We start from the raw sequence: 20,426 nt of genomic DNA on the forward strand, positions 1-20,426 counted from the left end.
TGATGCCGTGTCGGGCGGTGTCGTGTCGGGTGTCGTGTTCGGTCACGGGATACCTCGCATCATCGGAGCTCGCATCATCAGAAAACGTCCTGGAGCCATTTGCCGGGGCCCATCATGGGCAGTTTCATCCGCCCCAGGCAGGCCCACATGGTGAGTTGGTTGGCGGTGAGCACGGGTTTGCCGAGCGCCTTCTCGAGCGGTTCGACGAGGTCGTAGGTGGGCAGGTTGGTGCAGCTGACGAAGATCGCCTCGGCGTCGGGATCGTCGGCGAACATGATGCGTTCGGCGATGGTCCGATAGCTGACCTTCCAGATGCCGCCGCCGAGCCCGAGGTGGTCGGAGCGCACCACCGCACAGCCGAGCTCGCCGAGGAAGTCGTGCAGTTTGTGGGTGAGCACCTCGTCGTAGGGGGTGATGACCGACAGCCGGGTCAACCCCAGTTTCGCGATGGCCTCGGCGAGCGCGCCGGAGGTGGTCACCGCGTCGCGGGCACCCGCCCGGCAAATGGTGCGCCGCAGCGATTTCTCATACGCCAGTCCCTTGATGAAGCTGCCCGAGGTGCACAGGTAGGCGACCACCTCGGGCTCCACGTGCAGCACATTGCGGGTCGCGGACGTCAGATGGACGGCGTCCGAGACCAGTTCGGCCATCTCCAAGGAGACCGGCACCGGTTCATAGGGCGTCCGGGCGAGGTGCAGGCTCACCTCGAGTGGTACCCAGCGCCACAATTCGCGTTCCAACGCGAGGTCGAAGGGGGCGATGACTCCGATGCCACGTTGCGCCACCGGCCCCTCGAACTCGGGGAGAAACAGTTCCACGACGGCCCCTCTCGCCCGCGGTGCAGAACCCTTTCTGCCGGGAGCGACGCGCCCGGCAACCCCCGAGCGAGACTCCAGGGGTGTACACACTCGGATTGTTGACAATCGTACGATGACTTTCTAGCCTGTCAACGTGGAAAAGGGGCCAATTGTGACTGTTCTCCACGACGGCAACCTACCGGACCCACATCTCATGGCCCCGGTGGCGCAGCGCGCGACGATTCGCTACACCGAAGCCGACGGCCTCGAGACCGCGCTGCGCGGTGCCGACGTGCTGTTCGTGTACGACTTTCTCTCCCAAGCGATCCCGGGAGCCTGGCAGGCCGCCGACCGGCTGCGGTGGCTGCACATCGCCGCCACCGGCGTCGATCCGGTCATGTTCGACGACCTGATCGCCAGCGACGTCGTGGTCACCAACACCCGCGGCGTCTTCGACCGGCCGATCGCCGAATACGTACTCGCCCAGATCCTCAACTTCGCCAAGGGGCTGCCCGAATCGCAGCGCCTACAGGCCGAACACCGGTGGCGGCACCGCAACGGCGAACGGATCGCCGGAGCCACCGCGCTGGTGGTCGGCACCGGGGCGATCGGCCGCGAGATCGCCCGGTTGCTGCGCGCGGTCGGCATGCGGGTGCGGGCGGTGGGCCGGCGCGCCCGCCGCGACGACCCCGACTTCGGTGTCATCGGCGACGACCTGCTCGCCGCGCTGCCGCACGCCGACTACGTCGTGGCCATCGCACCGCTGACGCCGTCGACGCGCCACATGTTCGACGCGCGTGCTTTCGCCGCCATGTCCCCGCGTACACGTTTCATCAACGTCGGTCGTGGGGAATTAGTGGTGACAGACGATCTGGTTGCCGCGATGCGGTCCGGGACGATCGCGGGTGCCGCACTCGATGTGGTCGACCCCGAACCGTTGCCCGCCGGACACCCGCTGTGGGACCTGCCCGACGTTCACCTCACGCCACACAACTCCGGCGATACCGCCGGGTGGCGGGAGGAACTGGTGGCGGCGTTCGCGAGCAATTTCGCCAACTGGATCGCGGGTCGGCCGCTGGACAACGTGGTCGACAAGGAGCTCGGGTACGTGCCCGCCTAAGGAGGCCAGCAATGTCGCACCCCGACATCCCCACCGATCCGTCCGCCATGACCGCGGTCGAGCTCGTCTCCGCCTATGCCGCGGGCGCGCTCTCCCCGGTCGAGGCGACCCACGCGATCCTCGACACGATCGCCGAACGCGACCGTGACGTCAACGCCTATTGCCTGGTGGATCCCGATCGCGCGCTCATCCAGGCCAAGGATTCCGAACAGCGCTGGCACAGCGGCCATGTCAAGGGCCTGCTGGACGGTGTGCCGATCTCCATCAAGGACATCTTCCTCACCGAGGGCTGGCCCACCCGGCGCGGCTCCAAGGCCATCGCCGCCGACGTGCCGTGGCCGGTGGACAGCCCCGTGACCGCGCGGCTGCGCGAGGACGGCATGGTGTTCCTCGGCAAGACCACCACGCCGGAGCTGGCGTGGAAGGCCACCACCGACAGCCCGCTCACCGGCATCACCCGCAATCCGGTCGATCCCACCCGCACCGCGGGCGGCTCCTCCGGCGGCAGCGCGGCCGCGGTGGCCGGCGGGATGGGACCGGTGTCGGTCGGCACCGACGGCGGTGGCAGTGTGCGCATTCCCGCCGCGTTCTGCGGCATCGTCGGCTTCAAACCCACGCACGGCCGGATCCCGCTGTACCCGGCCAGCCCGTTCGGCCCGCTCGCCCACGCCGGACCCATGACCCGCACGGTCGAGGACGCGGCGCTGCTCATGGACATCCTGTCGCTGCCCGATCCCCGCGATCCGACCGCGCAGCCGCCCATGCTCACCACCTTCCGCGCCGAAATGCAGCGCGACGTGCGCGGTCTGACCGTCGCGTACTCGCCGACCCTCGGCTACGTGGACGTCGATCCGGAGGTGGCCGCGGTGGTCGGCGCCGCCGTGGAACGGCTGGCCGAGGCCGGACTGCGGGTGGTCACCGCCGATCCCGGCTTCACCGATCCGCGCGAAGCGTTCGAGAACCTGTGGGCGGCGGGCGCCGCCACCATGCTGTCGAAATTCCCCGACGGCAGCCGCGAGATCGTCGACCCCGGCCTGGCACGGGTGTGGGAGCACGGCGAGCACCTCACCGCCATCGACTATCTCGACGCCCGCGCCACCGCCGCCGACGTCGGCATCGTGATGGGCGCCTTCCACACCGCCCACGACGTGCTCATCACCCCCACGGTCCCGATTCCGGCCTTCGACGCCGGACACGACGTGCCGCCCGGCAGCGACCTGCACAGCTGGCCACAGTGGACCCCGTTCACCTACCCGTTCAACCTCACCCAGCAGCCCGCCATCAGCATCCCGGCCGGCACCACCGCAGCCGGACTGCCGGTGGGCATGCAGATCGTCGGCCCGCGCCACTCCGACGACCTGGTGCTGGCGCTGGCCCGCTACGCCGAGGCCGTGCTCGCGGCCTGAGCACCGCCCCGGGAACCGCTCGTCCCACGACGCGTGAAGGCCAGCGGGTGCCATGGGTCGCGGCACCGCCCGCGGTAGCGGCCGCTGCCCAGTCAGGAATGACAGACGAATGCTGCTGGTGGGTGTTCGCGGTGTGATGTACGTTTCGGCCGTGACTTCAGTATCCAGGCCACGGTCGCCGCGTTCGCAGGCGGGCTGTGGGGAGTACGCAACCGCGACTGCATGGCCGGGGGCCGCGCCGAAGCGCCGGCCCAGCACTCGACCGAGCGGCACACCGAACTGCCGCCGACGCACACTGTCCTCACCGTACTGTTCGGTGAGGCGGGGACCGTCGGCCACCGCCCTCCTCAACGCGGCGACACCACACGACCTGCGGACACCTGGAATTCGGCATGCGGATCAGCAGGGCCATCTCTGATCTGTTTCGAAAGCGGGTAACCCCGGCGATCCTTCGGGCCAGCGAGGCCATCGAACGTGATGCGGGGATCATGCGTGAGGTCGGCGGCGAGGCGACGGCGACCGCGCGGGCAGTGAGAGGCACCGACCGAGCAAGTCACCGGCAGATTCTTGCCAGTACAGGCGAGGAACACAACGGCCAGGCGAGTCACGACTTCGGAAACGGCACAAGCACACGACTATCGGACATATACGGCGACCGTCTCAGAATTGTCGGGCAGGGACCCGTTCCAGAACGGCACCTACGCGACCTGGAGCGTCTCCCGGACAGCTTCCACAGAAAGATGCTCGGATACTTCGCCAGCCACCCGAAAGGCGGTATCGATATTGTCGCTGGCTCGGTCACCGACGTCATGCCCGAACTTCGCGGAGTAACACCACGCGGCTGGCCCGCCAACACAACCTGGGACGACGTACCGGGACTACATGATCTGTCGACACACCGAGTGGTCCTCGGCGACCGGGGCGATCACGGATCCGTTTCCCTGGCTGTGCACGAAGTTGGTCACGCCTTCGATCGCGCCCTCCTCGACGCCTCTGATTCGGACGACTTCAGACAGCTCTACGACAAGCTGGGATCAATGATGCCCTACTACGCTCAGCCGGGAAGCGCCGGACGGCAAGAAACCCTCGCCGAGAGCCTTGCCGCCTGGGCACTCAACCGTCACATGCCACCCGATCACCGAGACGAAGCCATCGCCGAGAGCCTCGGAATAACAAAAAGCAAGCAGGCACAGGGGTCTCTGCTGGACAGCTACTTCTCGAACCTGCAACACCGTCTCGAGGCACCCCCACTCTGAAAGGAACAATACGCATGAAAGCAGTACGCAATCATGACGGAACCCTGACTGTGCCGATGCGCGCCGAAACCGGCGGAGTAATCGGTGACGCACTCGTCACGATCGGCCCAGACCATCCCGACTACGAGGCATGGGACGCGTGGCTACGCGGGCAAGAGGAAGACAACGATGCCTGATGCGAACATCGGGCACCCCGACATCGCAGTCCTCGCGAAACCCCGATCGACGGCGCCCGTGCGGTCAGCTCGCGCGGGCGAAGGCGAGCGTTTCGCCCTCCACGCCACGCAGCCACAGCGTGTTGCAGGCGGCGGCGATCTCGGCGAGGCCGTCCTCGATGGTGGCGAAGACATTGCCGGGGACCCAGCCCAGGTCGCCGTTGATGAGCAGGTTGTTGCGGCCGTAGAACAGGGCCAGATCGGTGGCGCCCTGGGCGTGGTGGGCGGCCGAGCCCGGTTCGTAGCCGTAGGCGGGGTTGCCGATCTCCCACGGCTCGAAGTCGAACAGGCACACATCGCCGGGAATCGGTGTGACCGTGGGGTTTTCCCGATGCGGGGCGGCGGTGATGCGGGGGAGCAGGGTGTAGACCTCGTTGCGGGCGTACTTGGCGTGGAAGGCGTCACCTTCCTGCGGTAGCGCGTTCCACACCGCCTCGCAGGTGTGCGGGGCCTGCTCGTCGAGCAGGCGGGCTCGGCAGCTCACCCCGGCCTTGGTGAGGGTGATGGTGAGGTAGCGGGTCATGGGTTCAGCCTTCCGTATCGGTGGGGCGGAGTTCGGCGGACACGGCCGTATCGGCGGTCACCTCCGGGAGTCGGGCGGCGGGGTCCCGGCGCGGAACGGCACCGTGCCCCCGTCGCCGCGCCGCGCACCCGGCGGTCCCGATCGTCACGACCCAGGGCGCGCCCTGACCGGAGTGTCGGCCGCCGTCACAGCTCCGCAAGCACCGCCTCCCAGATGTCGAGGCCCTCGCGGATCTGTTCGGCGGTCGCGACCAGCGCCGGGATCATGCGCACCACGTTCATGTGCGCGCCGCACGCCAGCAGCAGCATGCCCTTCTCCACCGCCAGCCGCCGCGCCTCGGTGGCCGCGGCCGTATCGGGTTCCCCCGTGGCCGTGGTGAATTCGGCACCCACCATGAGACCGAGACCGCGCACGTCGCCGATGCCGGAGGTGGCGCGCGCCCGCACCCCGTCCAACAGTTCACGACCACGCAGCGCCGCGTTCTCGACCAGACCCTCCTTCTCGATCACCTCGAGGGTGGCCAGGGCGGCCGCGCACGCCACCGCGTTCCCGCCGTAGGTGCCGCCCTGCGAGCCGGGCCAGGCCCGCGCCATGAGCTCGGCCGGAGCCGCGATACCCGAGAGCGGGAAGCCGCTGGCCAACCCCTTGGCGATGGTGATGATGTCGGGCCGGATGCCGAAGTGCTGATGGCCGAAGAACTTTCCGGTGCGCCCGAACCCGGTCTGGATCTCGTCGAGCACCAGCAGAATCCCGTGCCGGTCGGCGCGCTCACGCAAACCCCGCAGGAAACCGGCGGTGGCGGGAACGTAGCCGCCCTCACCGAGCACCGGTTCCACGACGAAGGCCGCGGTCTCGGCGGGGGAGGTGAGGGTGGCCAGGATGTAGTCCAGTTCCCGCAGCGCGAAATCGGTGGCCTGCTGCTCGCTCCAGCCGTAGCGGAACGCGGTGGGGAAGGGGGCCACGTGCACCCCGCCCATGAGCGGGCTGAACCCGGCCGAGAAACGAGTGCCGGAGGTGGTCATGGTGGCGGCGGCGACGGTGCGGCCGTGGAAGCCGCCGTGGAAGACGATGATGTTCGGCCGCCCGGTGGACTGGCGCGCCAACCGTAAAGCCGCCTCGACGGCCTCACTGCCGGAATTGGCGAAGAACAGCGAATCCAACCCCTCCGGCAACACCTCGCCGAGCTTCTCGGTGAGATCGAGCAGCGGCCGGTGCATGACGGTCGTGTACTGGCCGTGCACCAGCTTCGCCACCTGCGCCTGCGCGGCCTCCACCACGCGCGGGTGACAGTGGCCGGTGCTGGTGACGCCGATCCCGGCGGTGAAGTCCAGGTAGCGGCGGCCGTCGGTGTCGTACAGGTAGCAGCCCGCACCATGGTCGACGGTGACGGGGGTGGCCTGGAGGAGGACGGGGGACAGGGCAGTCATGGGTGATCGCCTCCGGAACGGTCCGGCGCGGGCGGGGAGTTCGGATATCAATCCGGCGGGCCGGACGGTGGGAACTCGAGGACAGCGTCGGCGCGATGGTCTGATGCGGGATTGTCTATTGTCGGATTGTCGACAATATGCATAACATGTGCGGCAGTACGGCGGCAATGGACTCGGCCGCATCACCCTGCGGCCACGGCGGGAGGAACGGGAGCCATGCTCACCGAGACACACCTGACCCAGACGGAACGCGACGCCATCGACAGCATCCCCCACGGACTGTTCATCGACGGCGACTGGCGCCCCGGCGCGGACACCATGCCGGTCACCGACCCGGCCACCGGCGACATCCTGCGCACCGTCGCCGACGCGAGCCCCGACGACGGCCTGCGCGCCCTCACCGCGGCCACCGCCGCCCAGGCCGACTGGGCGCGCACCCCGGCCCGGCAGCGCAGCGACATCCTCATGCGCGCCCACCGGCTACTGCTCGACGACGTCGAACGCCTCGCCCTCGTCATGACCCTCGAAATGGGCAAACCACTCGCCGAGGCGCGCGGCGAGGTCGCCTACGCAGCGGAATTCCTGCGCTGGTTCGCCGAAGAGGCGGTACGCCTCGACGGCGGCTACATGCCCGCACCCACCGGCGGCTCCCGCTTCCTGGTCACCCGGCAACCCGTCGGACCCAGCCTGCTCATCACCCCCTGGAACTTCCCGATGGCCATGGGCGCCCGCAAGATCGGGCCCGCACTCGCTGCCGGCTGCACCTGCGTGGTCAAACCCGCCGAACAGACACCACTGTCCATGCTGGCGCTCGCCGAGGTGCTGCACCGCGCCGGAGCGCCCGCGGGCGTGGTCAACGTGCTCACCACCTCCGACCCAGCGGCACTGATCGGCCCGATCATCGCCGACGGCCGCGCCCGCAAACTCTCCTTCACCGGCTCCACCGCCGTCGGCAAACTGCTGCTGGAACAGTGCGCGCGCACCGTCATGCGCACCTCCATGGAACTCGGCGGCAACGCCCCCTTCCTGGTGTTCGACGACGCCGACCTCGACGCCGCCGTCGACGGCGCCATGCTCGCCAAGATGCGCAATATCGGGCAGGCGTGCACGGCCGCCAACCGCATCCTGGTGCAGCGCGGCATCGCCGACGCCTTCGCCGCCCGCCTCGCCGACCGCATGGCCGCACTGCCCATGGGGCGCGGCACCGAACCCGGCGTGGTGGTCGGGCCGCTCATCGACGCCGACGCCGTCGCCAAGGTCACCGAGCTGGTCGCCGACGCCCGCCGCCGCGGCGCCACCGCCGTCACCGGCGGTGAACCCCATCCCGGACCCGGAAACTTCTATCCCGCAACGGTTCTCACCGGCGTACCGGCCGACGCGCCGATCGGGCACACCGAGATCTTCGGCCCCGTCGCCGCCCTGTCGGTATTCGACACCGAAGCCGAGGCCGTCGACCGCGCCAACGACACCCCCTACGGGCTCGTCTCCTACGTCTACACCGAGAACCTGCGCCGCGGCCTGCGCGTCAGCGAAGCCCTCGACACCGGCATGGTGGGATTGAACCAGGGCGTGGTGTCGGATCCGGCCGCGCCGTTCGGCGGCGTCAAGGAGTCCGGGCTCGGCCGTGAGGGCGGCCTGGTGGGCATCGACGAATTCCTGGAAACCAAATACATCCGGGTCGCGCTGTGACCCGCCGCGGGCTGTGACCCGGCGCGCCCGTACTCGCCGCCCTGTACTCGACAAGGAGACACCGTGACCTACCGCATCGCCACCATTCCCGGTGATGGGATCGGCGTGGACGTGACGGCCGAAGCCGTCGCCGTGGTCGACGCCGTGCTGCCCGGGATCGAATGGACAGCATTCGACTGGTCGTGCGAGAACTATCTGCGCACTGGCGCCATGATGCCGCCGGACGGGGCCGAGCAACTGGCCGGTTTCGACGCCATCCTGCTCGGCGCGGTCGGCTTTCCCGGTGTGCCCGACCATATTTCGCTGTGGGGGCTGCTGATCCCGCTGCGCCGCGCCTTCGGGCAGTATGTGAATCTGCGTCCGGTGCGGCTGCTGCCCGGCACCGAATCCGCGCTGCGCGACCGCACCGCCGCCGACCTCGACATCCTGATCGTGCGCGAGAACTCCGAGGGGGAGTACTCCGAGATCGGCGGCCGCCACAATCCCGGCCGCCCCGACGAATTCGTACTCCAGGAGTCGGTGTTCACCCGCGTCGGCTGCGAACGCATCATCCGCTACGCCTTCGACCGCGCCCGCGACCGTGACCGCCGCCTGTGCTCGGCCACCAAATCCAACGGGCTCATCCACTCCATGCCGTACTGGGACAGCATCATCGACGAGGTCGCCGCCGACTACCCCGACGTCACCGTCCGCTCCATGCACGTCGACGCCCTCGCCGCCGAGATCGTCCTGCACCCCGACCGCCTGGACGTCATCGTCGGCTCCAACCTCTTCGGCGACATCCTCTCCGACCTCGCCGCCGCCGTCACCGGCGGCCTCGGCCTGGCCCCCTCCGGCAATATCAACCCCGCCCGCGACACCCCGTCGATGTTCGAAGCCGTTCACGGCAGCGCCCCCGACATCGCGGGCCAGGGCATCGCCAATCCGGTCGCCCAGATCCTCGCCGCCGCCATGATGCTCGACCACCTCGGCGAAACCACCGCGGCCACCGCCATCGACACCGCGGTCTGCGCGGTCCTCGAAGAAGGCCGGATACTCACCCCGGATCTGGGCGGCACCGCCACCACCACCGAACTGGGCAAGGCCATCGCCCAACGGGCGGCGGACCTGGTGGCCCGACAGTGAACCGACACCACCCGATCCGCTGTCACCCGCCGAAGGTGTCGAGCCAGTAGTGGAAGTCGTCGGTCGGGTAGATGCCGACACCGTCGTCGGTCCTGACGGCCATGGCAGCCAGGTCCACCCGCCCATCACGCCACATGTAGACGTGCGGGCTGACCGGCCACGGTTGTTCGGCGAACGCCGTGGTGGCGAGACGCGCGAGGACGACGGTGGCGCGAAAAGCGCGGTCCATGGTGTCGGCGGGACACGCGTACACGTACCGCTTCGACGGCACGATGGCAATGGCGCCCCGCCGGCCGTGCACGGGATACTCACCCAGCCACCGCAGGTGTGCGGTGATGTACTCCGACCCGGTCAACAGCGACACCGACAGTCCCTCGCCCATATCCACGCCGTCGAAGGCCAGGGTGGTGATCTCGGGTGAATCGTCGCCGCGCACATTGGCCTCGGCGAGCGCGAACAACTGATGCTCCCCGATCGGCCAGCGCGCCAGCATCGTATACGTGACCGGACGGACGGTGTGCACCGCATCCAGCACCACCCGCTGCACCAGACCCGGTGCGAGCACCCGCCGGACGGCATCGGCCGCAATGTCATTGCTGGAGTACAGCCGGGTCCGGATCAGCATGTGGACAGCGGAGAAATCACCCTCGTCGAGTACTTCGGTCATCGCCGCACCCTCCTACCGTGAGACGGCACCAGCGCGCCCCCGACCGGTCCACGACGCCAGTGGACCTGATTGTGCCCGGCGGCACCGACAGATTCGGCGCGGTCACGCGAACCGTCGGCGGCCGCCTCACCGACTCCATATCGTCACCGTGACGAATAGCCAGTTGACCTGGCTGGAGCGCGCGGCAGGGGAGTACCGCCAATCCAAGCGGACCCCGAGAGGCTCGGATCAGTCGGATCACGTCGAGGGATGTTTCGATGGCAGATGCTCACAACCGAGCACGGGCATCGGCCACCGAAGCCGTCTTCGGGTAGTTCCGCACGCGACCAGGCGACCAGCGTGGCCGTAGCCGCGTAGCCCGGAATTACCCGTCAATACGTCACTGTGACGTATTGACGAGGCGGAATGGCCACAGGGGAGCGGACGGGCGTCGACCCCTGGAACCCGATGGGACCGACCCCGATTCACCGCCTCGGATCGACAGTAAATATTCCGATAATCCAGCTGCCGCACAGGAGATACCACATCAGCGATTCCGGACGATGCCGACGATATTCCGAGAACAACCACGGATCGGCGGGCGCAGCGCCGATCGGGACGCCGGATCGATCAGCACCCTGGGGCATGAAATGCGCTGTCGCACAGCCTGTTTACCCGTAACGGCCCACGCCGTATAAACGCCGATAATCTACACTATGTCAAGTTAAGCTCACGTGCGGCATCAGGCGGGCACCTCCCCATCATCCATCGCTCAGCGTTGAGGCGTCAGCGTGATGGAGCCGACTTCCACCCCACCCAGGTACGCCGGGCCCGCGTAGCCGCCGTGTCCGTCGCTGATGAGTACGACTCGGTGGCCGGGAAACAGGTCCACGTAACCGCCGTCGGGTGTCGGATGGATCGGGTAACGGCCTATCAAGACCAGGTCTCCGCCCTCGACGCGCGCGTCGCGTTGCAGGAGCACAGTGCCGGACGACCATGTCGTGGACGTGTAGGCGCCGGGTTCGACGTCGGCGGATGCTTGACCGGCCGCGCCGATGAGGGTGGCCGCGCTCGCGGCCACGGCGATCGTGGCGGCCCGGACCATTGCCGGTGTGGCGCATATGGACATCGTCAACCCCTCTCACCTCGGGTTGACAACTCTACGCTCGCTGATGCCGCCTTCACATCGCAATCGGCCGCATGATCAGCGTTCCGGCATCGTCGACACCGATATCGCACGCGGTGATGCTTCCGCGGATATGTCGCAGCGGCCGACTCGCAGCCGTCGTATCCACCCGGATATCACCATCGACGGCCCACAGTCGGTCGTCGAGCGGGCCACGGACGCGGGCTATGCGCATCACCATCGCGCTGCGCCCCCATTCGCCCAGGTCGATGGCGGTGACCGGAATCAGTTTGCGCGCGGTGGCGGCGCGTAGTCGTGGCGGGACGAGCGAGCCGGCGAAGGTGCCGACCAAACCGTCTCCCCCGGCACTGGTCCACATGATGGATTTCCAGAGGCACAGGAAGCGGCGTTCGGCGATGGGCGGGATGTTCGTGGTCAGCAATGCTTCCGACACCGTGTCCATGTGCGGCTCCCCTCGCCGTCAGCCGCATGGTTGCGCGGCGCTCACCCTGATCTACAACCTGTCAGCAATCTATTGGCTATCACTGTAGCCGGATGCTGGCGCATGTAATGCCCGGTTAGTGAACTATTTTCGCCATTCGCTCGCGAACAAGACTTGAATGGGTCATAATCTTGAGCGACTCCACTTAGCTGGATCTGTACGACCATGCACGAACTCGAAAGGAACCGCCAGTGGCTCAGGAACATCCGCCCGTCGGAGAGGCCAATTCCGAACCCGCAGCAGGCGGGTGCCCCATGGCGGCCGGTCGCCTCAAGTACCCCACCGAGGGCGGAAGCAACCGGGACTGGTGGCCGAACCAGCTGAATCTGAAGATCCTGCAGAAGAATCCGGCCGTCGCCAACCCGATGGACGACGGCTACGACTACGCGGCCGAGTTCCAGACCCTCGACCTGGCGGCGGTCAAGCGCGACATCGTCGAGGTCATGACGACCTCACAGGACTGGTGGCCCGCCGACTTCGGGCACTACGGCCCGTTCTTCGTGCGCATGGCCTGGCATGCGGCGGGCACCTACCGGATCAGCGACGGTCGCGGCGGCGCGGGTGCGGGCATGCAGCGGTTCGCTCCCCTGAACTCCTGGCCCGACAACGCCAGCCTGGACAAGGCGCGGCGGCTGCTGTGGCCGGTGAAGAAGAAGTACGGCAAGAAACTGTCGTGGGCCGACCTCATCGTGTACGCCGGCAATGTGGCACTCGAGGATATGGGCTTCCGGACCTTCGGGTTCGGCGGCGGCCGCGTCGACCAGTGGGAGCCCGAGGAGGACGTGTACTGGGGTCCCGAACAGACCTGGCTGGGCGGCGACGCCCGCTACAGCGGCGAGCGCGACCTGGAGAACCCCCTGGCCGCCGTGCAGATGGGTCTCATCTACGTCAATCCCGAAGGCCCCAACGGCAACCCGGATCCGCTGCTGGCCGCCCACGACATTCGCGAAACCTTCCGCCGGATGGCCATGAACGATGTGGAGACCGCGGCGCTGATCGTCGGCGGGCACACCTTCGGCAAGGCGCACGGCGCCGGCCCCGCCGACCATGTCGGCCCCGAGCCCGAGGCGGCTCCCCTCGAGGAACAGGGCCTGGGCTGGAAGTCCAGCTTCGGCGCCGGCGTCGGCAAGGACGCCATCACCTCCGGGCTCGAGGTCACCTGGACCCCGACCCCCACCCGGTGGGACAACTCCTTCCTGGAGACCCTGTATGGCTACGAGTGGGAGCTGACCAAGTCCCCCGCCGGCGCGCACCAGTGGGTCGCCAAGAACGCCGAGGCCATCGTGCCCGACGCCTTCGACGCGTCGAAGAAGCAGCTGCCCACCATGCTCACCACCGACCTGTCCATGCGGATGGATCCGATCTACGAGCGGATCACCCGCCGCTGGCTCGAACATCCGCAGGAGCTGGCCGACGAGTTCGCCAAAGCCTGGTACAAGCTCACCCACCGCGATATGGGTCCCAAGGCGCTGTACCTGGGCCCGGAGGTGCCTACCGAGACACTGCTGTGGCAGGACCCGATCCCCGCGGTCGACTACGAGACCATCGGCGCGGCGGAGATCGCGGATCTGAAGCAGCGCATCCTCGCCTCGGATCTGACCATCGCGCAGCTGGTGTCCACCGCGTGGGCGGCGGCCTCGTCGTTCCGCGGCAGCGACAAGCGCGGCGGCGCGAACGGCGGCCGGATTCGACTCCAGCCCCAGATCGGGTGGGAGGTCAACGAACCCGATGCGCTGGCGGTGGTGATCCGCGCCCTGGAGAACATCCAGGAGGCGTTCAATGCCGCCCAGTCCGGCGGCAAGCGGGTGTCGTTCGCCGATCTGGTGGTGCTGGCCGGTGCGGTCGCGGTGGAACAGGCCGCCAAGCACGCCGGGGTGGAGATCGAGGTGCCGTTCCGTCCGGGGCGCGCCGACACCACCCAGGAGCTCACCGATGTGGAGTCCTTCGCGGCGCTCGAACCCACCGCCGACGGTTTCCGCAACTATGTGGGCAAGGGCAGCCGCCTCCCGGCCGAATACCTGCTGCTGGACAGGGCGAACCTGCTGACCCTGTCCGCCCCGGAGATGACGGTGCTGGTCGGCGGCCTGCGCGTGCTGGGCGCGAACTATCAGCAGTCCCCGCTGGGCGTGTTCACCGCCAACCCGGGTGCGTTGAGCACCGACTTCTTCGTCAACCTGCTCGATATGGGCACGAAGTGGGAGCCGTCGCCGACCGATGACGGCACCTATGTGGGCATCGACCGGGTCACCGGGGCGCGGAAGTGGACCGGCAGCCGCGTCGATCTGGTGTTCGGCTCGAACTCGCAGCTGCGGGCGCTCGCCGAGGTGTACGCCGAGGACGACTCGAAGGAGAAGTTCGTGCGCGACTTCGTCGCCGCCTGGACCAAGGTGATGGAACTGGACCGGTTCGACCCGGCCTGATCCGTCGGTCCCGATTCGACAACCAGGGTGCTCCGCGAACCACGACGGTTCGCGGAGCACTGTGCGTGTCGGAGGTACTGCGGCGCGGGAGATGTGCCGGGGCGCGGGCTTGCCGGTCAGAACACCAGGGTCGTTCCCCCCGCGCGCACCTTGCCGAAGAAGCGTTTGTCGATATCGGAGCCGTCGTGGTTGTAGGCGTTCATGATGTCGGTGAGTTCGTCGGCGAGCGCGCGCAGGGCGGGGCTGACGGTTTCGATGCCGTCCTCCCGCTCCCAACCCCACTCGTAGGGGATGCCGTTGATGGTGATGACTATGGTGCCGAAGTACGGTGTCTCGACGATGTAGTCGATCTCGGCGGGCGCGTCGGCGATGGGGCTGCTCACCGCCACCTCACCGGGCGCGCCGGTGCTCGAGAACACCACCCGGGCCAGTGCGATGTCGGCGCGGATCAGTTCGGCGACACTGTCGAGGCTGGCGTGCCGCCCGACCCGCCAGTACCGCGACCCGTAGGAGCGGTCCCCCGCCGTGTCCGGCGTGTGTTTCTCCAGCAGCCGGTCGAGCATGCGCTGCGCCGCCGCCCGTTCGCTGTCCCCCGTGCGCGGATGCTCGATGAGACTCCGCAAACGAGATATTCGCAGACTCGCGTTGCTCACCTTCGCAGCGTAACCCGACCGCCGGTGCGCTCGTCCGACCGACGACACCCCCACCTGTGGGGGCTCGCCGCGTACCTTCTCACCTATGACTCTCGATCACGGTGACCCCGGCGACGCGCCCTCCATCCCACCTCCGTTGACACCGGTGGCCGACGACACCCGGCCGTCGGCGGCCGAGGAGGCCAGAACCGTTGCCGCCGCGACCAATACCGCGACCCTGGCGAGCCTGAGCGAGGACGGCGGTCCGTGGGCATCACTGGTCACCTACGGACTGCTGGACGGGCAGCCCGTGCTGTGCGTGTCACGGATGGCCGAGCACGGCCGCAACCTGCTCGCCGACCCGCGCGCGAGCCTGGCGGTGGTGTCGCCCGACGCACCGGCCGACCCGCTCGCCGGTGCACGAGTCACCCTCGCCGGCGTGGTGGAGCGCCCCGACGGCACCGAAGCGGCGGCCGCCCGCGAGGCGCATCTCGCGGCGGTTCCGGCGGCGAAGTACTACATCGACTACAGCGATTTCACGCTGTGGATCCTGCGGGTGCGGCGGGTGCGCTGGGTCGGCGGCTACGGCCGCATGGATTCCGCCACCGCCGAACAGTACGCGGCCGCCGCCCCCGACCCGGTGATCCCGCACGCCCAGCGCGCCATCACCCATCTCAACGACGACCACGCCGACGCCCTGCTCGCCATGGCGCGCGCCTTCGGCGGCTACCCGGATGCCGACACCGCCAGCTGTGAACGCGCCGACCGCTACGGCCTCGACCTGCGTGTCTCCACACCGCGCGGGATGGCGGTCACCCGCGTCGGCTACTTCTCCCCCATCGATTCGATCGGCGAACTACGTTCCGCCACCGTCGAATTGACGCGCCGAGCCCGCGACTGACCCTGGACGCGGGGCATTCAGTCCATCGCCACCAGCGACGCCACACCGAAGCCGTAGAAGACCAGTATCGCCACCCCTTCGAAGCCGATGTGGCGTCGTTCCCGGCCCAGCAGACCCGCTGCCAGGGTGGCGGTCAACAGCACCGCCAACGCCGTCACGAAGATCGCCGACCGGTCGGCGGCATGGTAGATCGACCCGCCCCGATAGGCAAGATCGGCGGCGGCGACGAACAGCACGTCGAAGGTGTTGCCGCCGATGATGTCGGCGACCGCGAGCGTCACCGCGCCGATCCGCACCGCCGCCAGCACGGTCACCAGTTCCGGCAGCGAGGTGATGACGCTGGTGAACAGCCCACCCACCAGCGAACCCGACAGCCCGGTGCGCTCGGCCAGCGCCAGACCGCTGTGCGCGATGACCCAGCCGGTCCCGGCGACCGCCGCGGCCAGCACCGCGAATTCGATCCACAGCCGCCGATTCGACTCCGGCCGCGCGGTATCGCCGGGTTCGTCGGCGACGGTGTCCTCCGTGGTCAGCGGCCGCCACATGGGCCGCTCACTCGAACGGCGCACCAGCAGCAGCCCGTAGCCGTACACGGCCAGCAGCAGCGGGGTGGCCGGATGTACGGCCCACCCGGTGACATCCGGACCGGCGGCCGCCGCCAACACCACGCCGATGAGGGCGATCACCGTCATCGACTGCACCATATTGGGCACCGACGCCGCCGCATGCTCCAGATTGACCCGCCGATACGCGAGATCGGCGACCGCCAGGAACGTCGTCTGCGCGGCGATCCCGCCCAGCGCGTTCGACATCGCGAACCCGGCATCCCCGGCCGCCGCCCCCGCGATCGAGGTCACCAACCCCGGCAGCGACGTGGTGGCGCCCAACAACACCGCCCCGGCCAGCGCCTCACCGATCCCGGTGCGGTCGGCGATCTCGTCCACGATCCGCGTGAAGCGCACCCCCGCGGTCAGCAGCACCAGCCCGCAGCCGCCGAGCATCAGCAACAGCTCGGCCACCGGCCAGCCCGCGAAACTCACCGCCACCCCCTTGCGTCGATACCCATCACATACCGCGTACCCACTCGGGGTCGGATCGCGCGCCCGAGATCGCCCCACGGCCGGGGGCATCGCACAAGACACGAGAAATGGGGGCCGGGACGCCCGTAACCCGACCCCTGGGTTTCGTGATGTGCCTTACATGCTCGCCGACAATGCGCTCACCGACGACCGCGCCGGCTACGAGGACGCCACCCTGGCGTTCACGCGCCCGGGAGGCGGTGATCCGCTCGACGAGATCGACGCCGGAACCACCGTCGACGAATTCGATCTGGTGCGGCCGCTCGGACAGGGGGCGTTCGGGAAGGTGTTCCTGGCACGCCAGCACGCCATGCAACGGTATGTGGCGGTGAAGATCTCCCGGGACAACAGCCGCGAATCGCAGACCCTCGCACAGCTCGACCACGACCACATCGTGCGCGTCTTCGACCAGCGGCAGCTGGGCGACACCGGACTGCGGCTCATGTACATGCAGTACGTGTCGGGCGGGACACTCGAGCACGTGCTCGCGCGCATGCAGCGGGTACCCGCCGAGAAGCGTTCCGGCGCACTACTGCTCGATGCCGTCGCGAACACCGAGGCCGGCCCGAACGCCGAACCCGCCGCCCCCGCCCGCGCCGAACCGCGGCGGCTCAGTTGGCCCGAAACCGTCGCCTGGCTCGGCGCCCGCCTCGCCCGCGCCCTCGACCACGCCGACCGGTGCGGCGTCCTGCACCGCGACATCAAACCCGCCAACATCCTGCTCACCGCCGACGGACAACCCAAACTCGCCGACTTCGGCATCAGCTTCAGCCGACTACTACCCGGACACAGCCCCGTCGCCTACTTCGGCGGCTCCCTGCGCTATATGTCCCCCGAACAACTCGAAGCCTGCCACCCCGACCTGCACGCCGACCCCGGCCGCCTCGACACCCGCAGCGACCTCTACGCGCTCGCCGTCGTGCTGTGGGAACTGCTCACCGGACGCCTCCCCTTCGACGACGAACCCCGCTACGGCGAAACCGGCACCAGCCTCGACCGCATGATCACCCGCCGCCGCGCGCCCATCGACCCGCGCTTCGAAGCCGACCTGCCCGCCGACTGCCCACCCGTGCTGCGGCACGCACTGCTCACCTGTCTGTCCCCCGACCCCGACAGCCGCTTCCACAGCGGCGCGGAATTCGCCCACCAACTCGACCTGGCCCTCGACCGCACCGCCCGCGACCTCGTCGACCCGCCCGACAGCAGCATCCGCGCCCGCTTCCGCATGCGGCCGATGCCCGTGGTCACCGTGTCCAGCGCGCTCGGTCAACTGCTCGCCGGGTACTACCTGTACACCCACAACACCGCCGTCCTCGCCCACGACCTCGACGACCGACAGCGAGAACAGCTGGTGGACCTGGCGTTCCTGCTCGGACTCGTCGTCTACCCCGCCAGCATCGCCGTGCTGGTGTACTGGTGCCGCCGCGTCATCCAGATCCCCTACGGACTGCGCCGCGGCCGCCACTATGACGACGACACCCTCGCCCGTGCCCGCGCCGACACCCTCGCCTGCGGCGACCGCATCGCCGTGGTCAACTTCGCCGGATGGGCCATCGCCCTGCTCATCCTGCTGGTCCGGCTGCTCGGCACCGCCGAACTGTCCACCGGGACACTGCTCAATGTGGTCTGCTCCAGCATCGTCACCGCCGCCGTCGCCGTGTCCTACACCTATTTCCCCGTCACCTTCTACGTGCTGCGCTGGTACTACCCGGGGCTGCTCGAACGCGGCCACACCGCACCCGACGACCGCGCCCGGTTGCGTGTGCTCGCCCGCCGCAACCGCGTCTACCTCGCCGCGGCCGCCACCGTACCGCTGCTCGGCACGGCCGCCGGGCTGGCGTTCCTCGAACCCGCGCAGCAGCAGGCCGCCGTCGGCTCGGTCATCACGCTGTGCCTGGGTGGCTGTTTCGGAGTCGCGGTCTCGCTGAGCGTCTTCCACGCCCTGTCCAGCGATCTGCACACCTTCGACCGCCTGCTGACCCCCACGGCGGACCGATAGCGGGGACCCGTCCAGCACCCGTCCCGCCCGGTGCGCATCACCGCTGTCCGCAGCGAAAGATTCGCTGCGACAGCCGCTTTCACCGCGATATGCTGAAGTCGCGGCCGGAATGACCTGCCGCGCAACGTGCCTGCCCTCACACAGCAGCATTGACGCAACAGCAATTAGATCGGCTAACCTTCTCGCGGTGCTAGGACATTCACACGCCACCAGCGGCGCGCTGGCGTGGGCAGCCGCCGCAGCAGCGCTACCACTCACCGTCATCACCTATCCCGCAATGCAATCCGGGACCATCGGATCCGTCGACCTGGTGATGGGCACCTTCCTCACCGCCGGTGCCGCGCTGCTCCCCGACGCCGACCATCCCAAGGGCACCATCTCCCACGTGCTCGGCCCCATCACCCACTACGCGTGCAAACTCATCTCCGCCATCTCCGGCGGACACCGCGGCGCCACCCACTCCTTCGCCTTCGTCGCCCTCGTCACCTACGGCACCTGGGCCGGCGAACACTGGATCGGCCGCTACTTCACCCTCGCCCTGGTGTTCTTCCTGCTCGCCCTCGCCGTACGCGCCCTCAACCTCGCACCCACCGGCGACAGCGTCAAAGCCTGGGGCACCGTCGTCGTGCTCGCCACCTGCGGCACCTTCGCCATCGACCACTGGATCAGCGACAAACCCGCCTGGCTGCCCTTCTCCGTCGGACTCGGCGCCCTCGCCCACGTCCTCGGCGACTGCCTCACCGACCGCGGCTGCCGCCTGCTGTGGCCCTTCGACATCCGCATCCGATTCCCCATCATCGACCGCACCGGCAACAAGATGGAAACTCTCATCCTCGTACCGCTTTTCGCCGCCGGCACCCTCGCGCTGCTCTGGTACACCATCACCCACCAGCCGTAGCGATCGGGGCAGGTGAGCCCCACGACCGCACCCCGGTGCCATATCGTGTAACGGCAATCCAACAGCGACAGCGAAAGGCGAGGAACGGATGGCGGAGCGGGAAGAACTCACCTGGGAGCTGTTCGGCGACGCCAGTCGCGAACTGGCCACCGCCATCGCCGACGACGGCTTCGAACCCGACCTCATCCTCTCCATCGCCCGCGGCGGCCTCTTCGTCGCCGGAGCCCTCGGCTACGCCCTCGACGTGAAGAACCTCCACGTCATGAACGTGGAGTTCTACACCGGCGTCGACCAACGCCTCGACATGCCCGTCATGCTGCCGCCGGTCCCCGCGCCCATCGACCTGGCCGGAGCCACCGTCCTGGTCGCCGACGACGTCGCCGACACCGGCAAGACGCTCAAGCTGGTCCGCGACTTCTGCAGCGACCACGTCAAAGAGGTGCGCTGCGCGGTCGTCTACCAGAAGCCGCACTCCGAGGTGGACTGCGAATACGTGTGGAAGCGCACCGACAAGTGGATCAACTTCCCGTGGTCGGTGCTGCCGCCCGTGGTCGAGCGCGAGAAGCAGGTGCTCGACGCCTGAGCGCCGCCCGAACACCGAAGCGGGCCCCGACCAGATAGTTTAGGGGCCCGGTAGCGGGGAGGGGGGGGCCCCCCCGGAAAAC

19 protein-coding genes are annotated in these 20,426 nt (G+C 68.5%); 11 read left to right on the forward strand and 8 right to left on the reverse strand.

The window, feature by feature from the left end:
• Nucleotides 1-77 precede the first annotated feature (77 nt).
• On the reverse strand, nucleotides 78-818 hold the full coding sequence (locus QK444_RS12805) for an Asp/Glu/hydantoin racemase (RefSeq protein ID WP_029927837.1): 741 nt from the start codon (nucleotides 816-818) through the stop codon (nucleotides 78-80).
• Nucleotides 819-951: 133 nt separating this feature from the next.
• On the opposite strand from QK444_RS12805, the gene QK444_RS12810 reads away from it, so the two are divergent.
• From QK444_RS12810 to QK444_RS12825, 4 genes are all read left to right on the forward strand, one after another.
• A complete protein-coding gene (locus QK444_RS12810; protein WP_282780014.1) occupies nucleotides 952-1,917 on the forward strand; it encodes a D-2-hydroxyacid dehydrogenase in 966 nt (321 codons plus the stop codon).
• Between the two features lie 11 nt (nucleotides 1,918-1,928).
• Nucleotides 1,929-3,323: an amidase gene (locus tag QK444_RS12815; protein ID WP_143980877.1), complete on the forward strand. Its 1,395-nt coding sequence runs from the start codon at nucleotides 1,929-1,931 to the stop codon at nucleotides 3,321-3,323.
• A 392-nt stretch (nucleotides 3,324-3,715) separates the two neighbouring features.
• On the forward strand, nucleotides 3,716-4,579 hold the full coding sequence (locus QK444_RS12820; RefSeq protein WP_282780016.1) for a hypothetical protein: 864 nt from the start codon (nucleotides 3,716-3,718) through the stop codon (nucleotides 4,577-4,579).
• Between the two features lie 14 nt (nucleotides 4,580-4,593).
• Nucleotides 4,594-4,755, forward strand: a complete 162-nt coding sequence (locus QK444_RS12825; RefSeq protein ID WP_282780018.1) for a hypothetical protein — start codon at nucleotides 4,594-4,596, stop codon at nucleotides 4,753-4,755.
• Nucleotides 4,756-4,819: 64 nt separating this feature from the next.
• Here the strand turns inward: QK444_RS12825 and QK444_RS12830 are convergent, their stop codons facing one another.
• Nucleotides 4,820-5,317: a DUF3830 family protein gene (locus QK444_RS12830; RefSeq protein WP_282780020.1), complete on the reverse strand. Its 498-nt coding sequence runs from the start codon at nucleotides 5,315-5,317 to the stop codon at nucleotides 4,820-4,822.
• Nucleotides 5,318-5,502: 185 nt separating this feature from the next.
• A complete protein-coding gene (locus QK444_RS12835; protein WP_282780022.1) occupies nucleotides 5,503-6,744 on the reverse strand; it encodes an aminotransferase class III-fold pyridoxal phosphate-dependent enzyme in 1,242 nt (413 codons plus the stop codon).
• Between the two features lie 216 nt (nucleotides 6,745-6,960).
• Between QK444_RS12835 and QK444_RS12840 the strand changes: the two genes are divergently transcribed.
• Both QK444_RS12840 and QK444_RS12845 read left to right on the forward strand, forming a co-directional pair.
• Nucleotides 6,961-8,433, forward strand: a complete 1,473-nt coding sequence (locus QK444_RS12840) for an NAD-dependent succinate-semialdehyde dehydrogenase (protein ID WP_282780024.1) — start codon at nucleotides 6,961-6,963, stop codon at nucleotides 8,431-8,433.
• A gap of 63 nt (nucleotides 8,434-8,496) precedes the next feature.
• Nucleotides 8,497-9,558, forward strand: a complete 1,062-nt coding sequence (locus QK444_RS12845; RefSeq protein WP_282780027.1) for a tartrate dehydrogenase — start codon at nucleotides 8,497-8,499, stop codon at nucleotides 9,556-9,558.
• Nucleotides 9,559-9,580: 22 nt separating this feature from the next.
• Here the strand turns inward: QK444_RS12845 and QK444_RS12850 are convergent, their stop codons facing one another.
• The 3 genes from QK444_RS12850 to QK444_RS12860 form a co-directional block, all read right to left on the reverse strand.
• Nucleotides 9,581-10,225 carry a hypothetical protein gene (locus tag QK444_RS12850; RefSeq protein ID WP_282780029.1) on the reverse strand — a complete coding sequence of 215 codons (645 nt, stop codon included), beginning with the start codon at nucleotides 10,223-10,225 and terminating at the stop codon, nucleotides 9,581-9,583.
• Between the two features lie 751 nt (nucleotides 10,226-10,976).
• Entirely contained in the window at nucleotides 10,977-11,333 is a 357-nt protein-coding gene (locus QK444_RS12855) for a hypothetical protein (RefSeq protein ID WP_282780042.1), read from the reverse strand.
• A gap of 52 nt (nucleotides 11,334-11,385) precedes the next feature.
• Complete coding sequence (locus QK444_RS12860) at nucleotides 11,386-11,793, reverse strand: hypothetical protein (RefSeq protein WP_282780031.1); 408 nt, start codon at nucleotides 11,791-11,793, stop codon at nucleotides 11,386-11,388.
• Nucleotides 11,794-12,023: 230 nt separating this feature from the next.
• Here QK444_RS12860 and katG point away from each other — a divergent pair, with 230 nt between their 5' ends.
• Nucleotides 12,024-14,252, forward strand: coding sequence for a catalase/peroxidase HPI (katG, locus tag QK444_RS12865; protein ID WP_282780033.1), 2,229 nt, complete (start codon nucleotides 12,024-12,026; stop codon nucleotides 14,250-14,252).
• Nucleotides 14,253-14,368: 116 nt separating this feature from the next.
• Here katG and QK444_RS12870 read toward each other — a convergent pair whose 3' ends face one another.
• Complete coding sequence (locus QK444_RS12870) at nucleotides 14,369-14,905, reverse strand: hypothetical protein (RefSeq protein WP_143980869.1); 537 nt, start codon at nucleotides 14,903-14,905, stop codon at nucleotides 14,369-14,371.
• Nucleotides 14,906-14,990: 85 nt separating this feature from the next.
• On the opposite strand from QK444_RS12870, the gene QK444_RS12875 reads away from it, so the two are divergent.
• Entirely contained in the window at nucleotides 14,991-15,785 is a 795-nt protein-coding gene (locus QK444_RS12875; protein WP_282780035.1) for a DUF2470 domain-containing protein, read from the forward strand.
• A gap of 17 nt (nucleotides 15,786-15,802) precedes the next feature.
• On the opposite strand, the gene QK444_RS12880 is transcribed toward QK444_RS12875, so the two are convergent.
• Nucleotides 15,803-16,825, reverse strand: coding sequence for a hypothetical protein (locus QK444_RS12880; protein ID WP_282780036.1), 1,023 nt, complete (start codon nucleotides 16,823-16,825; stop codon nucleotides 15,803-15,805).
• A 160-nt stretch (nucleotides 16,826-16,985) separates the two neighbouring features.
• On the opposite strand from QK444_RS12880, the gene QK444_RS12885 reads away from it, so the two are divergent.
• The 3 genes from QK444_RS12885 (at nucleotide 16,986) to QK444_RS12895 (ending at nucleotide 20,344) form a co-directional block, all read left to right on the forward strand.
• Nucleotides 16,986-18,863, forward strand: a complete 1,878-nt coding sequence (locus QK444_RS12885; protein ID WP_282780038.1) for a serine/threonine-protein kinase — start codon at nucleotides 16,986-16,988, stop codon at nucleotides 18,861-18,863.
• Between the two features lie 187 nt (nucleotides 18,864-19,050).
• Nucleotides 19,051-19,761: a metal-dependent hydrolase gene (locus QK444_RS12890; RefSeq protein WP_029927866.1), complete on the forward strand. Its 711-nt coding sequence runs from the start codon at nucleotides 19,051-19,053 to the stop codon at nucleotides 19,759-19,761.
• A gap of 88 nt (nucleotides 19,762-19,849) precedes the next feature.
• Entirely contained in the window at nucleotides 19,850-20,344 is a 495-nt protein-coding gene (locus QK444_RS12895; RefSeq protein WP_282780040.1) for a phosphoribosyltransferase, read from the forward strand.
• Nucleotides 20,345-20,426: the final 82 nt, after the last annotated feature.

Source organism: Nocardia sp. CC201C (assembly GCF_030010695.1).
In the GTDB taxonomy this organism is placed as follows: domain Bacteria; phylum Actinomycetota; class Actinomycetes; order Mycobacteriales; family Mycobacteriaceae; genus Nocardia; species Nocardia otitidiscaviarum.